Consider the following 14660-nt stretch of genomic DNA (forward strand, 5'->3'; position numbering starts at 1 on the left):
CGGAGGCATAGCGTGGCTGGCATGGCTTCCCCCGCGATGTCCGGCAACCGCCGTCGTCAGCGCTCGACCCGGGTCGTGGTCGCTGCGCTCCTCCTCGTGCTCGCGGCGCTCGCCGTCGCCGGCACCGCCGTGACCGGCTCCTGGGTCCTGGTCACGATCGCCGCCGCAGTCGCCGTCGCCCTGGGGACGGCCGCCACCAAGATCACCCACGCCGAGCTCCTGGACTCCCGTCGTGAGGCCGCCCGCGATCGTGCCGGCCAGGCACGGGCGTACGCCGACCTCACCGAGGCCCGGACCGCGGAGAACGTCGAGTTCGCCGCCGACATGACCGGCAAGGTCGCCAAGCGCGACGCCACCATCGCCCGTCTCGAGAAGCGCCTCGGCGACGCCGCCGCCGAGCTGGCGGACGCCCGGCGCGAGCTCGCCGACGCGGGCGAGCGGGCCGAGGAGGCGCAGCGCACCATCGAGCGCCTCAGCCGCCAGCTCGCCGACGCGGAGGAGCGCGCCGGCCAGGCCGTCGTACGGGTCGCCGAGCTCGAGGCGGAGCTGGACGTCCTCACCGCGCAGATCCACGCCCTCGAGGCGCAGGCCCGCACCCAGGCCCGCCGCCCCGCCTGACGAGGTGTGAGAAGCGGGGTCCCGAGGTGTGAGAAGTGGGTACGCCGCCACCCACGCCTGACACCTCGCACGCCCGGGCCTGACACCTCGCACCCCCCTTCCTCGCACCTCGCGCCCGCGGGGGCTGGGTAGCATCGGGCGACCCGACCCGCCACCCGGAAGGACGCTGCCGCCTTGGCCTTCGACCGCGCCCGCGCCCAGCAGAGCCTGATCCGGCTCGCCAAGGCAGGACCCGGACGGTTGCGAGGGCCCGTCGGCCGGGCGACCCGTAGGTTCCGCGGTGAGTTCTCGGGGCCGCTCGTCACGGTGGTGCTCCCGGTCAGCGACGACGACACGACGCGGATCGGCACCTGCCTGGACTCGCTGAAGGTCCAGTCCTATCGCAACATCGAGGTCCTCGTCGTGCGCTTCGGCCGCCACGAGCGGGTCACCGCGACCGTGCGCGAGCACGCCGCGCACGACTGGCGGATCAAGACCCGCGTCCGCGTCGAGCGGTCGTTGGCCGCCGCCCGGAACGCCGGTGTCGCGGCCGCCTCCGGTGAGCTCGTGGTGGTGGTCACGGCCGCGGGAGACGACTTCGTCCACACCGGCATCGAGCGCCTCGTCGAGGCCCACCGGCGCACCTCCTCGCCGGTGGTGGTGGGAGCGATGCGCGAGCCCGACATCGCCGGCTGGATTCCCGACTCGGCGTACGACGCGGCGCACCACACCCCGGTGCGTGCCACCACCCTCGCGGCGACACCGGTCGCCGTCACGGACCTCGGCCTCGGCAACAAGCTCGTGACCCGCGACTTCTGGAGGTCCTCGGGGCTGCGCTTCACCGACGACTTCCCCGACGGCGCGGACGTCGCCCTCGGCCTGGTCGAGCGCGCACCCGCCTTCGACCTGCTCACCGACTTCACCTACATCCCCACGAACCGCCGCGACGGCGTCCAGGTGGGCGCCGTCCCGGACGTGCTGAGCGGCCTCCCCGACTGGATCGACCGCAACGACCACACCTGGCACCGGGTCGAGGCGCTCGGCCTGCCGGAGGTCAGCGAGTGGTTCCTGTGGGGCGTCCTCGACACCGCCGTCCAGCCGCTCATCGCCGACGTCGAGCGCGCCGACGAGCACCAGTGGACGACCCTGCGCGACCACGTAGGGATGCTCCTCGACGCCGCCGACGAGCACGTGTGGGCCCGGCTCGCCGCCGAGTCCCGGGTCAAGCTCTGGCTCCTGCAGCACGACCACCGCGCCGCGCTGGAGGAATTCCTGGGCGGCCGGCTGTTCACCCGCGGCAACCGACCGACGGAGGTGCGGGACGGCCGGGTGTGGGCGCTCCTGCCGCACCACGACGACACCACGCTCGGGATCCCGCCCGAGCTCTTCGAGATGACCGCCGACGAGACGCGCTTCCGCGGGATGCTGCGCGAGGCGCGCTGGGTCGACGCGACCACCCTCGAGCTCACCGTCTTCGCCGCCATCGACTTCGTCCACATGAGCGGCTTCCCGGTACTCGCCTGCGCCCTCGTCGACCGGGAGACCGGCCAGCGGATCCCGCTGGAGGTCCGCCCGTTCCGCGACCACCGCGCCAACCAGGCGCTGCGCCGGCACCAGGACTTCTCCTGGGGAGCCTTCGACGCCACGGTGCCGGTCGCCGACGTCGTCGCCGCCAGCGCGGAGCGGGGTGAGGCCACCTGGGTGCTCGAGGTCGACATCGACGTCGACGGCGTACGACGCTCCGGCGCCGTGCCGCTCATCGACGAGCAGGCCTCCGCCGGGTTCATCGGCCGCGACCACCTCGCCCCCCGTCCCGTCGCCGGCTCCGTCGTCGCCTTCAACCCCCGCTCCGACGTGGTCGGCCTGCGGGTGCGCCCCGACCGCGGGCCGCGGCTGCGCGCGCTCGAGGTCACCGGGCGGACCGTGTCCGGCGTGCTCGACCAGCCCACGGACGGGACCGCGATCACCGCGGTGCGGGTCACCCAGGGCACCCAGCAGGTGAGGGGCGAGGCGACGCCCACGGACGGCGGCCTGGGGTTCCGGCTCCAGCTGCCCGCGGCCTGGACCGGCCAGCGCCGCTGGCAGGTGCAGGCACTGGCCGCCGACGGGCGGGCGCTCGCCCTGGGCTGGCCGGCGGGCGCTCCGCAGTGGCTCGCCGTCGGTGCCGGCGAGGTGGTCGGCTCCCGCACCCCGACGGGAGACACCGAGCTCTACGAGACCGCCGGCACCCTCGTCGTCGACGAGCTGACGGTCGAGGACCTGCGGCTCGAGGTCGCGGGTCGCTGGCTCGGCGCCCCCGTCGCCGACGGTGCCCGCCTGGTGCTGCTCGCCCAGGCCGGCGGCGCCGAGATCCTCGCCACGGACCTGCGTCCCGGCGACGCCCCAGGCGAGGTCCGCGCCAGCGTGGAGCTCACCAGCGACCGCTGGGGTCTCGGCCAGCGCCCCCTGGCTCCCGGCTGGCTCTGGCTCGCGGTCGCCTCGGGCCAGAGCACGGTCCGCGCGCTCCTCGGCGAGCGCGCGATCGACCGGCTGCACCACTTCATGGTGGGCACCCACTACTCCGCCCGCATCGTGCAGGAGGGCCGGACCGCCGGCGTCGAGCTCCTGCCGCCGGTCCCGGTCGAGGAGCGGGTGCCCTTCGGGCAGACCCGGCTCCAGGAGTGGTACGCCGACGGCGACATCCCGCTCGAGCCGGACGCGGTGTACTTCCAGTCCTATGTCGGCGCCTCCGCCACCGACAGCCAGCTCGCGCTGCACGAGCACCTGCGCCGCACCCGTCCCGACCTCACGCTCTACTGGGGCGTCGCGTCCTCCGCCTCCTGGGTCCCCGAGGGCGGCGTCCCCGTCGTCCTGACCACGCGCGAGTGGTACCGCGTCCTGGCCGCCGCGGGCCACCTCTGCATGAACATCGACCCCGAGCGCTGGTTCCGCAAGCGCCCCGGCCAGCGGCTGCTGCAGACCTTCCACGGCTACCCGTCGAAGTCGATGGGCATCCGGATGTGGGAGGCCAAGCACTACCCGCCGCGCCGCATCGAGCTCGAGCTCGACCGCACCTCGCGACAGTGGGACCTGATCCTCACGCCCGACCCGGACATGGACCAGTACTACCGCCGGGAGTACGCCTACGACGGGCCGATCCACAGCGAGGGCTACCCGCGCGACGACGTCCTCGTGGGCGAGCGCGCGGACGCCGTACGCGAGGACACGCGGCGGCGCCTCGGCATCGAGGCGCACCAGAAGGCGATCCTCTACGCCCCGACCTGGCGCGACGACCAGGCGACCAACTGGCGTGCGGCCGACGCGGTCCACCACCTGGACATCGCCGCGGCGGCCCGCGAGCTCGGGCCCGACTACGTCCTGCTGCTGCGCGGCCACCGCTTCCACAACCCCGCGGGCGACGGCACCGGGGCGACCCGCTTCCTCGACGTCACCGAGTATCCCGAGATCAACGACCTGATCCTCGCGGCCGACGCGGCGGTGCTCGACTACTCCTCGCTGCGCTTCGACTTCGCGCTGACCCGGCGGCCGATCGTCTTCCTCGTCCCCGACCTCGACACCTACGTCGGTGGCGTGCGCGGGTTCCTCTACGACTACGGCCCCACCGCCCCCGGTCCGCACGTCGACACCGCCGACCAGGTGGTCGAGCTGCTCCGCGACATCGACGGCCTGCAGCGCCGGTACGCCGGGGCGATGGACGCCTTCCACGCGCGGTTCAGCAGGCACATGGACGGGCACGCCGCCGAGCGGGTCGCGTCGGCGTTCTTCGGGGAGGCGTGACCGGGCGGCCGACAGCCGCCCGGGCGACGGCCCTCTAGGATCGAGGCTCCCGCACCATCGAAGGAGTAGTCCGCGCGATGCGCTCAGTCGACCTTCCCGAGGCGCTGCCCGACGGCTCGCGGTTCCTCCACATCGGACTGCCGAAGACGGGTACGACGGCGCTGCAGGGCGCCCTCGACCGGGCCCGGCCGCGGCTGGAGGAGCTGGGCGTCCACAACGTGGGCAAGGGCCGGCACGAGATGCGCGTGGCCCAGCTCGCGACCGGCGCGCTCGAGGACTACTGGTCCGGCCAGGAACGGTGGCGTGCCCGCTGGGAGGAGCTGGCGAGGGACTTCCGCACCTCCGATGCGCGGTGCACCTTCTGGTCCAGCGAGTCGCTCTGCGTCGCGCAGGCGCCCCGCCTGCCGTACCTCGCCGAGCAGCTGGGGGCGGACACCCGGATCGTCGTGACCCTGCGCCCGCTCGGCTCGCTGATGGTCTCGCACTGGCAGCAGTGGCTGCGGCGCCGTGGCACCGAGTCCCTGGAGGAGTGGGCGGCCAACCAGTTCGCGGCGGTCACGGTCGACGGCGAGGTCACCGTCGAGTACACCCGCTTCATGCCGGCGCTGCACCGGTTCAGCCTGCGCCGGATCGTCGAGGAGTGGGGCGCGGTGTTCGGCGAGGAGCGGATCGTCCTGGTCGTCCCGGACCCCGCGGACCGCGCGCGCACCTTCCGGGTCTTCGAGCGGCTGATGGGCGTGCCCGAGCTCCTCGAGGCGGTGCCCGAGGCCAACGCCTCGCTGCCCTATCCGGAGGCCGAGATGCTGCGGCACTTCAACCGCGCCTGGACCGCCAACGGCGGCGACCACCCGACCTGGATGGCCGTCATGAACGTCCTGGCCCGCCAGCCGCTGCGGGACTACACCGCGACCACCACGCCGCACCCGATCCGCGCGCCCCGCTGGGTGGCCGAGCGCGCCAACGAGTACGTCGCCGCGTGGAACGCCGCCGTGGAGGCCTCCGGCGTCACGGTGGTCGGGGACCTCGCGCACCTGTTCGTCGACCCCGCCGAGCAGCCGGAGGAGGTCGAGGTCCCGAGCACCGTCGGCGTCGCGAGCGCGGGGCGGCTGATGGACGTCGCGTTCACGGCCGCGCTCCGCCACGCCGCCGCGCAGCCGTCTCCGGCGACGGGCCCGCCCGACCTGACGACGTACGACGGCCGGGCCCTGGTGCGCGAGCTGGCCCGCCGCGCGCGGCGACGGGCGCGGGGCCGATGAGCCTGCTCCACGTCCCCGACGCGCGACCGGGGATGAACGTCTTCGCCGTGCCCACCTGGTGGGCCTCGCTCGAGGACGACCGGGTCGGCCGCGACGAGGACGAGCGTCCCGAGATCACGGCGGTCGAGGTCGACGCGCTGCCGGCGGACCGGACCCTGCTGGTCGTCGGCGCGATCGCCGAGCTGCTGGCGGAGCCCACGCCGGAGGGTCTCGCGGCGTGGGTGGCCGAGGTCCGGTCGCTGCACTCGGAGGCCGCGCCGCTGCACCTGGCGGTCTCGCTCGACGAGGTGACCTCGCTCGAGCAGCTGCTCGAGCTGGCCGCCGGCCGCCGCTGGCCGCGCTTCGACGTCGCGGCCGCCGCCCGGCACACCGAGGCCGACCCCCTGCCGCTGCAGAGCGTGCCCGGCGGGCAGGAGACCGCGCGTGCCTACGCCGACGCGCTGGCCGGCCAGGTCGAGGTCCTGCTCCCGCCGAGCTGGCAGACCGCCGCCGACGGCATCGAGTACGCGACCGCCTGCATCGCCCGGGCGCTCGACACGGACCCCGACGTCGACGCGACCGAGGCGCGGACCCTGCGCGACGCCTGCCGCGCCGCCCTCGCGGCGTTGGAGGCCGACGGCGTCACCGTCAGCGGGCCGCGCGACGCGCTGCTGTGGCCGGTGCCGCCCGAGCACGGCCGGGTCCCCATCGAGGTCGCCGCCGACGCGGCCCTGGAGGTGATGCTCGGCCTGCTGGAGACCCGGGTCGACCTCGCGCCGGACCGGCCGACGGTGGTGCCGCTCGACCAGCTGCCGGCCCGGGCGCTCCTGGCGCGCATGCGCAGCGGTGTGCGATGAGCGCGCTCCGGCCGCTGCCCGACGGCAGCACCCTGGTCCACATCGGTCCCTACAAGACCGGCACGACCGCCATGCAGGGCGCGCTCTGGGAGGCACGCGCCGCCCTCGCCGAGCGGGGCGTGGCCTACCCGGGGGAGGCGGCCCACGAGATCGACGCGTCGATGGCCGTGGCCCTGGGCCACGTGTACCCGGGCAAGAACCTCGACATCTACCGGCAGCGCTGGTTCGACCTCGTGGACCAGATGCGTGCGAGCGAGCCGCGGATCGGCGTGCTGAGCAGCGAGGTCTTCTGCGAGGCGACCGACGAGGGCGCGCGCCTGGTGCTCGACACCCTCGGCCCCCGCACGCACGTGGTGATCACGGTGCGCCCCATCGTGCGCCTCGTCGGCTCGCAGTGGCAGCAGTACACCCAGAACATCCGGGTGCCGTCGTACGACGCGTGGCTGCGGGAGATCCTGGGAGAGGAGGGGGAGCCGGAGAGCGGCACCCTCACGCCGTCGTTCTGGCGGCGGCACCGACACGACCGCCTGGTCGAGCGCTGGGTCGGTCTCGTCGGGGGCGACCGGGTGAGCGTCATCGTCGTCGACGACCGCGACCACCGTGGGCTCCCGGCAGCCTTCGAGACCCTCCTCGGCCTCCCGGAGGGGATGCTCCGGCCACCGGCGGACAAGACCAACCGGTCCCTCACCTCCGCCGAGGCCACGCTGATGCAGGCGCTCGTGGAGCGCACCACGCAGGCCCCGTGGTCCAGCGCCGACCACGGCCGTTTCGTCCGCTTCGGTGCGGCCCGCGGCCTGCAGGCCGCCCCGCCGGACCCCACCGCCGAGCGCCTGCTGACGCCGCCGTGGGCCGTCGACCGCGCGCTCGAGATCGGCGCGGCCATGGCCGCGCGGATCGCCGGCTCGGGCGCCCGGATCATCGGCGACCTCGGCCTCCTCTCCGACCGCGCGCTCGCCCCCGCCGAGGGCGAGAACGCCCCGGTCACCGCGATCGACGCCGCCGCGGCCGCGGCGCTCGCGGCCGGCATCGTCAGCAAGCTCACCGGCGTCCACCCGCTGCCCCAGCACCGTGACCTGGCCGGCCCCGTCGAACGGGCGGCGTGGTCGCGCCATCGCGCGGTCACGGAGCACCGCGACGCCGAGCGGGACCGCGAGCGGCCCCGCGCGGCGGCGGCCCGCGAGCTCGCCCGGCGGGCCCGACGCCGACTCGTGAGCGGGGACGACCGGTGACCGCGACCGCCCTCCCCGACGGCGCCAAGGTGCTCCACATCGGGATGCCCAAGACCGGCACGACCGCCGTGCAGCACGCCCTGTGGCGGGCGCGCGAGCAGCTCGCGGCCCACGGCGTCCACAACGTCTCGCGCGGACCGCACGAGCGTGACGTCGCGCTGACCGCGGTCGGCAGCGCCCGGGAGCATCACCAGCCGCGACCCGAGCGGTGGGCGGCGCTCGCCGCGGACTTCCGCACCTCCACCGCCCGCCGCACCGTCTGGTCGAGCGAGGCGCTCTCGCTCGCGTCGGCGGAGCGGGTCGCGCACCTGCGTGCCGAGCTCGGCCCGGCGTACGTCGTGACCACCCTGCGCGCCCTCGCCCCGCAGCTCGCGTCCCGCTGGCAGCAGGGGGTGCGCCGGGGTGCGACCGTCCCGCTCGACGACTGGCTGCACGACCGGTTGGGGGACCCGGGCGAGGAGCCGGACTTCGAGCGTCCACACGTCCGGGGGGACGCGGTGCGCCGCAGCGACCCGCGTCGCGTCGTCCACGCCTGGGGGCGGGCCTTCGGCGAGGACCGGCTCGTCTTCGTCGTGCTGGACCCCACCGACCGCGACGCGCTCCTGCGACGGTTCGAGGCCCTCCTCGGCGTCCCGCGACTGCTCGAGCCGGTGCCGTCGACGAACGCCTCACTGCCCTGGCCGGAGGCCGAGGCGCTGCGGCACCTGGCGCGGGCCTTCCACGACTCCGGAGGCGAGCGCCGGGACTGGATGGCCACGATCGGCGACCCGGGGCGTACCTCCCTCCAGGAGGTCGTCGACGCCGCGCCGCGCAGTCCCATCCCGGTGCCGCGCTGGGCGGCCGAGCGCGCGAACGAGCACACCGCCGCCTGGGTCGCCGGCCTCCGGGCGTCCGGCGCGACGATCGTCGGCGACGTCGCCCACCTCTTCGTCGACGCCGAGGGCCGGCCGGAGGAGCTCGAGCCGCCGACGCGTGTCGACGTCGCGTCGGCGGGCCGGCTGATGGACGCCTGCTTCCGCGCGGCGCTCGCCCGCCCGGCGGCGTCGCCCGCCCGGCCGCCCGACCTGTCCGCCGTCGGCGGGCGCGCCCTCGTCCGCGAGCTCGGGCGCCGGGCGATCGCGCGGGGAAGAGCATCGAGGAGGTCCGGATGACCAGCGCCGACCACGCCCGCCATGTCCGCCACCGACTGCCCGACGGAGCGAGGCTGCTCCACATCGGGATGCCGAAGACCGGCACCACCGTCCTGCAGCACTCGCTGTGGGCCGCCCGTGCGGCGCTCGAGGAGCATGGCGCCCACAACGTCTCCCGGCGCGCCCACGAGCGCAAGGTCGCCATCACCGCGGCCGGCGACGTGCGCTCGTACTGGCCGGCCGAGAACGAGCGCTGGCGGGAGCTCGCCGAGGAGTTCCGTACGTCGACCGCCCGCGCGACGTTCTGGTCCAGCGAGTCGCTCTCGCTGGCGATGCCGGAGCGGATCCGGGGCCTGCGCGAGGAGCTCGGTCCGTCGTACGTGGTCACGACGATCCGCGCCCTCGGTCCGCAGCTGGGCTCGCTGTGGCAGCAGAGCCTGCGCCGGGCCGAGCGCCTGCCGCTGGACGACTGGCTGCGCGTGCGCTTCGCGGAGGAGCCGCCCGGCGGCGTCGGCGAGGGCTACACCCCCGGCCAGTCGCTGCGCCGGCTCAACCCGCGCCGGGTGCTGCGTGACTGGGGCTCGGCGTTCGGCGAGGACCGGCTGGTCTTCGTGGTGCTGGACCCGACGGACCACACCTGGCTGCTGCGCGTCTTCGAGGGCCTGCTCGGCGTCCCGGAGCTGCTCGAGCTCTCGCCGTCGCGCAACCTGTCGCTGCCGATGCCCGAGGCCGAGATGCTGCGCCAGCTCGCCGCGTCGTACCGCGACCACGGCGGCGACGTCGACGCGTGGATGGCCACCGCCGGAGACACCCGGAAGATCAAGCTGCGCCCCGTCGTCGAGGCCGCACCCCGCCAGCAGCCGATCCGGGTGCCGCGCTGGGCGGTCGAGCGGGCCAACGAGCACGTCGCCGACTGGGTGGAGGCCCTGCAGGCGTCGGGCGCGCAGGTGCTCGGCGACGTGCGCCACCTGTTCAGCGACCCGGACGCCTTTCCCGCGGAGGTCGAGGTGCCCGAGGTCGTCGACGTGGCGTCGGCCGGCCGGATGATGGACGCCTACTTCCGGGTGGGGCTCAAGCTGCCGCGCCGCATCGGTGAGCCCGGAGCACCGGCGAGCGCCGGGCTGGAGTCCGCGGCCGGGCGGGACATCCTCGCCGAGCTGCGCCGGCGCGCGCTCCGCCGAATCCGCCGCGACGCGTGACGCGTGGGAGACTGCCCACCATGACGAGGAATGTCGCCGTCCTGCTCGCCGGCGGGGTCGGGAGCCGGGTCGGGCTCGACATCCCGAAGCAGCTCATCAAGGTCGCCGGGAAGACGCTGCTCGAGCACACCCTGCTGGCACTGCACGACCACCCCGACGTCGACGAGGTCGTCGTCATGATGACGCCCGGGCACACCGACGCGGTCCGCGACATCACCCGCAAGGGCGCCTACCCGAAGGTCACCGCCATCCTCGAGGGCGGCGAGACCCGCAACGACACGACCCAGCGCGCCATCGACCACCTCGCCGGCACCGGCGACCCCTCCGCCACCCGGATCCTGCTGCACGACGCGGTCCGGCCGCTCGTCACGCCGCGGATCATCGGCGAGTGCTTCACCGCGCTCGACAGCTATCCGGCGGTCGACGTGGCGATCCCGTCCGCGGACACGATCATCGAGGTCGCCGCGGACGACACGATCCGCGCGATCCCGCCCCGCGCGTCCCTGCGTCGCGGCCAGACCCCCCAGGCGTTCCGTCTCGACGTCCTCGCCCGGGCCTACGAGATCGCGGCGGGCGACCCCGACTTCACGGCGACCGACGACTGCAGCGTGGTGCTCAAGTATCTCCCGGACGAGCCGATCATCGTGGTCCACGGCGACGACCGGAACATGAAGGTCACCGAGCCGATCGACGTCTTCATCGCCGACAAGCTCTTCCAGCTCACCGGGATCGACCTGCCGCGGGCCAAGGACGACGCGGGCTACCGTGCCGACCTGGCGGGCAAGACCATGGTCGTGTTCGGGGGCAGCTACGGCATCGGGGCCGACATCGCCGAGCTGGCGCGGTCCTATGGCGCCACCGTCCTCACCTTCAGCCGGTCGACCACCAACACCGACGTCGGCCGGCGGTCGGACGTCGCGGCGGCGGCGAAGGAGGCCGTCGAGCGCGCCGGCGCGATCGACTTCGTGGTCAACACGGCCGGCGTCCTGCCGCGCGGCGAGCTCCTGGAGACCTCCGAGGAGACGATCTACGCGGCGACGGAGATCAACTACCTCGGGCCGATCTTCATCGCCCAGGAGTTCTTCCCCCACCTCAAGGCGACCCAGGGCTCCCTCCTGCTGTTCACGTCGAGCTCCTACACCCGCGGCCGCGGGGGCTACAGCCTCTACTCCTCGGCGAAGGCCGCGACGGTCAACCTCACCCAGGCGCTCGCGGACGAGTGGGCGGACTCCGGCGTCCGGGTCAACTGCATCAACCCCGAGCGCACCGCGACCCCGATGCGCACGAAGGCCTTCGGGCAGGAGGCCCCCGGCACGCTGCTCGACTCGCAGACCGTCGCGCGCACCTCCGTCGACGTCCTGATCTCCGACCAGTCCGGACACGTCTACGACGTCCGCAAGGACGACCCCTTCGTCATCGGCGGCTGAGGGTCGTGCGGCTCCTGCAGCGCTCCTTCAAGAGCCCCTTCGAGGTGCTCAGCCCGGAGCAGTCCATCGAGCGCGGGGGCACCTTCGGCGGCAACGTCGGGAACCTCGTGTTCACCGAGGCCGCGCAGAAGATCCTCGGCACGCCGGACACCACGGTCGACCTCGACCGGCTCCGGCTGCGCAAGGGCATCTCGGCGTGGATCAACAGCGAGTACGACGCCCTGGTCATCCCGCTCGCGAACGCCTTCCGGCCCTCGTTCCAGCGCAGTCTGCAGGACCTGACCCGGATCATCCGCCGCCTCGACGTGCCCGTGGTCGTGCTTGGCGTCGGCGCGCAGGCGGGGGTCGACGGCGACGTGACCGCGATGGCGGCGGTCGAGGACGACGTCCGCGCGTTCGTGGCGGCCGTGCTCGACCACGGGCCGACGATCGGCGTCCGCGGCGAGTTCACCGCCGAGTACCTCCAGGGCCTCGGCTTCGCCGACGTGGAGGTCATCGGCTGCCCGTCGATGTTCCGCTACGGCCCCGAGCTGCCGCCCACCCGCACGGCTCCGGTCACCGACGACACGCGCATCGCCGTGAACGGGGCGCATGCTCTCTTCGCCGAGCAGGGCTTCGGGCGCTTCGTGGAGCGGCTGGTCGACCGCTTCCCCGAGACCACCTTCTTCGGACAGAACGCCCTCGAAGGCCTGCAGCTGCGCTGGCGTGACGTCTCGTCGGACTTCGGCGGGCTGACCGACGTCCCGACCCACCCCGAGCATCCCCTCTACCGGGCGGGACGGGCCCGGCTCCACGTGGACCCGACCACCTGGATCGCGGCCCTGCGCGAGGTGGACTACTCCGTCGGCGGGCGCATCCACGGCAACATCGCCGCCGTGCTCGCCGGCACCCCCGCGCTGGTCCTGACCGGCGACGCGCGCACCCTCGAGCTGAGCCGCTACTTCGAGATCCCGCACCGGCTGCTCCGCTCGCTGCCCGAGGAGGTCGACCCCGCGCGACTCCTCGAGGAGGCGGACTGGGCGCCGATGCACGCCGGCCACCGCGCCCGGTGGGAGCGCTTCGCCGGCTACCTGCGACGGCACGGCCTGGGCAACGCCTTCGACGACGGCGACGGCGGCCGAGCCTTCGAGGAGCGGCTGGCGGCGCTCGACTTCCCGCCCCCGATCACCCCCTCGACGCTGTCCGACCTGGAGGCCGCGCGGGACCAGGTGGCCTGGCTGCGCGCCGAGCTCGCCACCTCGGAGCGCGAGCGCCGCCGTGCCGAGTGGCGGCGGGTCCGCGCCGCCGGCGCCACGCGGGCGGATGCCCCCCGGACGGCCGCTCCGCGCGTGGAGGCACCGCCCCGACGGACCCGCGGACAGGGCGGACTGCTCCGGCGCATGCGGCGGCCGCGCGGCTGAGCCGTGCCGGCCGGCCCGCCCGCGGGACGACACGCACCCCGGGTGTCTCGCCTGCGGACGCGCCTGGGGTCGCGGTGTCAGCATGGACATCCATGAGGCGGCGCCCGTTCCTCCGGTCGCGCCCCGCGCGTGTGGCCGCGCGGGCCGCTCGCCTCGTCACGGGTACGGCGCCCCGCGTCGTCGTCCTCGGGCCGCACCGGACCGCCGTCGAGCAGGCATTGTTGGAGCACCTTCCCGCGGCCGAGCTGGTGGCCCTGCCCCCGGACCCGGACCGGCACCATCTCGTGCTGGCGACGAGCGAGCCCGTCGACCTGGTCGTCGACACCGGTGCCCAGGACCGGCTGCGCACCTTCCGCACCTGCTTCTTCCACCTCCGCCCCGGTGGGAGCCAGGTCATCGCCGACGGCGCCGGCGAGCTCGGTCCGCGGCCGGGCCCGCTGGGACGGCTGTTGTGCGACGCGGCGGACGCCGCCGATGCACCGGGTCCTGCGGCCGGGCCGCTGCGCACCTTCAAGGTCCCTCCGCGGCCCAGCGAGCTGCGGGCACTGCGCGAGCACGTCCGGGCCCGGGCCGAGGCCGGTGACCTCGTCCTCACCCACGACCTGCCCGACGTGCACGCCCTGATCCGCGAGGAGGACCTCGACGGCATCCTGCCGCTGCTGCCGGGTGGCCATCGGGTGCTGGCGGTGGTCGAGGCGGCCGCTCCGCCGCTCCCGCGGGCCGAGGAGGGGCCGGTGCCGAGGTCCCGGCACGCCGGGCGCGGGCTCGCCGCCGTACCCCTGCGCCTGCGCGAGTATCGCGACGTCGTCGTGGCGCCCCACCAGGTGGTCCTCGCCGGCCGGGTGGTCCTGCCGGACAGCTTCCGGCACCACCAGAGCCCGCTGCTGTGGAACAAGGCCCTCGCGGGGGTGTCTCCCGGCCACGCGGTGCCGGTGTACCCGCCGCCCGCAGACCTCCCGAGGCTGGAGGGGACCCTCGTCCACCTCGACGACGAGTCGCGCGGCCACTTCGGCCACCTGCTGACCGAGACCCTGTCGCGGGTCTGGGCCTGGCCCGAGGCGCTGGCCCGGGACCCCGACGCGCGCGTCGTCGTGTGCGCGACCCCGCAGCGGCCCGCGCTGATGGCCTACGAGCGGGAGATCTACGCCGCCTGCGGCATCCCGGGCGACCGGGTCGTGCTCGCCGAGGGGGCGACCCGCGTGGAGCGCCTGCTGTCCGGCACGCCGATGCTGTCCAACCCGCACTACGTGCACCCGCGGATCGCGGAGACCTGGGACCTGGTGGGCGACCGGCTGGCGGCCCAGGCGCAGCCGCGCGCCTGGCCGCGGCGCATCTTCGTCGGCCGGCGCGAACGCAAGCGGCGCTGCCACAACGCCGCCGAGGTCGAGGCGCAGTTCCGCGCGCACGGCTTCGAGGTCGTGCACCCCGAGGACCACAGCCTCGGCGACCAGGTGCGGATGTTCAGGGCGGCCGAGGTGGTCGCCGGGTTCGGCGGCAGCGGGCTCTTCCAGCTCGCCTTCGTCGCCGAGCCCACCCGGGTGGTCGAGGTGGTCTCGGACGCCTACCACGCGCGGAACGAGCTGCTCATCGCCGCGGTGCGTGGGCACCGGATCGACACGATCGTGTGCCGCGCCGACCGTCGCGCGTTCCAGTCGCCGTTCCGCTACGACGACGCGCGCGAGGGCCCCCTGCTCCGGACGGTGCTCGCCAGCCTGTGATGCAGGCCACCGGCCCGACCCGTTCCCGGCCCTCCTGGGCAGGCGTACCGTTGAGGCGTCCCGGAGCCCCGGGGCGACACCACTGAGCACA

General features: G+C 74.8%; 10 protein-coding genes. All 10 read left to right on the top strand.

Going from position 1 to position 14660, the window contains the following annotated elements; genetic code table 11:
• Nucleotides 1-21: 21 nt before the first annotated feature.
• The gene (locus ACJ5H2_RS01885; RefSeq protein ID WP_408897867.1) at nt 22-618 is read left to right on the top strand and encodes a hypothetical protein; all 597 of its coding nucleotides are present in this window, start codon (nt 22-24) and stop codon (nt 616-618) included.
• A gap of 174 nt (nt 619-792) precedes the next feature.
• A complete protein-coding gene (locus ACJ5H2_RS01890; RefSeq protein WP_408897868.1) occupies nt 793-4374 on the top strand; it encodes a CDP-glycerol glycerophosphotransferase family protein in 3582 nt (1193 codons plus the stop codon).
• Nucleotides 4375-4451: 77 nt separating this feature from the next.
• On the top strand, nt 4452-5630 hold the full coding sequence (locus tag ACJ5H2_RS01895) for a hypothetical protein (RefSeq protein ID WP_408897869.1): 1179 nt from the start codon (nt 4452-4454) through the stop codon (nt 5628-5630).
• Nucleotides 5627-6466, top strand: coding sequence for a hypothetical protein (locus ACJ5H2_RS01900; RefSeq protein ID WP_408897870.1), 840 nt, complete (start codon nt 5627-5629; stop codon nt 6464-6466). Before ACJ5H2_RS01895 ends, ACJ5H2_RS01900 begins: the two co-directional genes overlap by 4 nt.
• On the top strand, nt 6463-7695 hold the full coding sequence (locus tag ACJ5H2_RS01905; RefSeq protein WP_408897871.1) for a hypothetical protein: 1233 nt from the start codon (nt 6463-6465) through the stop codon (nt 7693-7695). The genes ACJ5H2_RS01900 and ACJ5H2_RS01905 overlap by 4 nt, the downstream gene beginning before the upstream one ends.
• Nucleotides 7692-8846: a hypothetical protein gene (locus ACJ5H2_RS01910; RefSeq protein ID WP_408897872.1), complete on the top strand. Its 1155-nt coding sequence runs from the start codon at nt 7692-7694 to the stop codon at nt 8844-8846. Before ACJ5H2_RS01905 ends, ACJ5H2_RS01910 begins: the two co-directional genes overlap by 4 nt.
• Nucleotides 8843-10024 carry a hypothetical protein gene (locus ACJ5H2_RS01915; protein ID WP_408897873.1) on the top strand — a complete coding sequence of 394 codons (1182 nt, stop codon included), beginning with the start codon at nt 8843-8845 and terminating at the stop codon, nt 10022-10024. The genes ACJ5H2_RS01910 and ACJ5H2_RS01915 overlap by 4 nt, the downstream gene beginning before the upstream one ends.
• A gap of 20 nt (nt 10025-10044) precedes the next feature.
• Nucleotides 10045-11451: an SDR family NAD(P)-dependent oxidoreductase gene (locus ACJ5H2_RS01920; RefSeq protein WP_408897874.1), complete on the top strand. Its 1407-nt coding sequence runs from the start codon at nt 10045-10047 to the stop codon at nt 11449-11451.
• A gap of 5 nt (nt 11452-11456) precedes the next feature.
• Complete coding sequence (locus tag ACJ5H2_RS01925; RefSeq protein ID WP_408897875.1) at nt 11457-12851, top strand: polysaccharide pyruvyl transferase family protein; 1395 nt, start codon at nt 11457-11459, stop codon at nt 12849-12851.
• Between the two features lie 92 nt (nt 12852-12943).
• A complete protein-coding gene (locus ACJ5H2_RS01930; RefSeq protein ID WP_408897876.1) occupies nt 12944-14569 on the top strand; it encodes a glycosyltransferase family 61 protein in 1626 nt (541 codons plus the stop codon).
• Nucleotides 14570-14660 lie beyond the last annotated feature (91 nt).

It is taken from the genome of Nocardioides pymetrozini (assembly GCF_046058985.1).
GTDB lineage: Bacteria > Actinomycetota > Actinomycetes > Propionibacteriales > Nocardioidaceae > Nocardioides.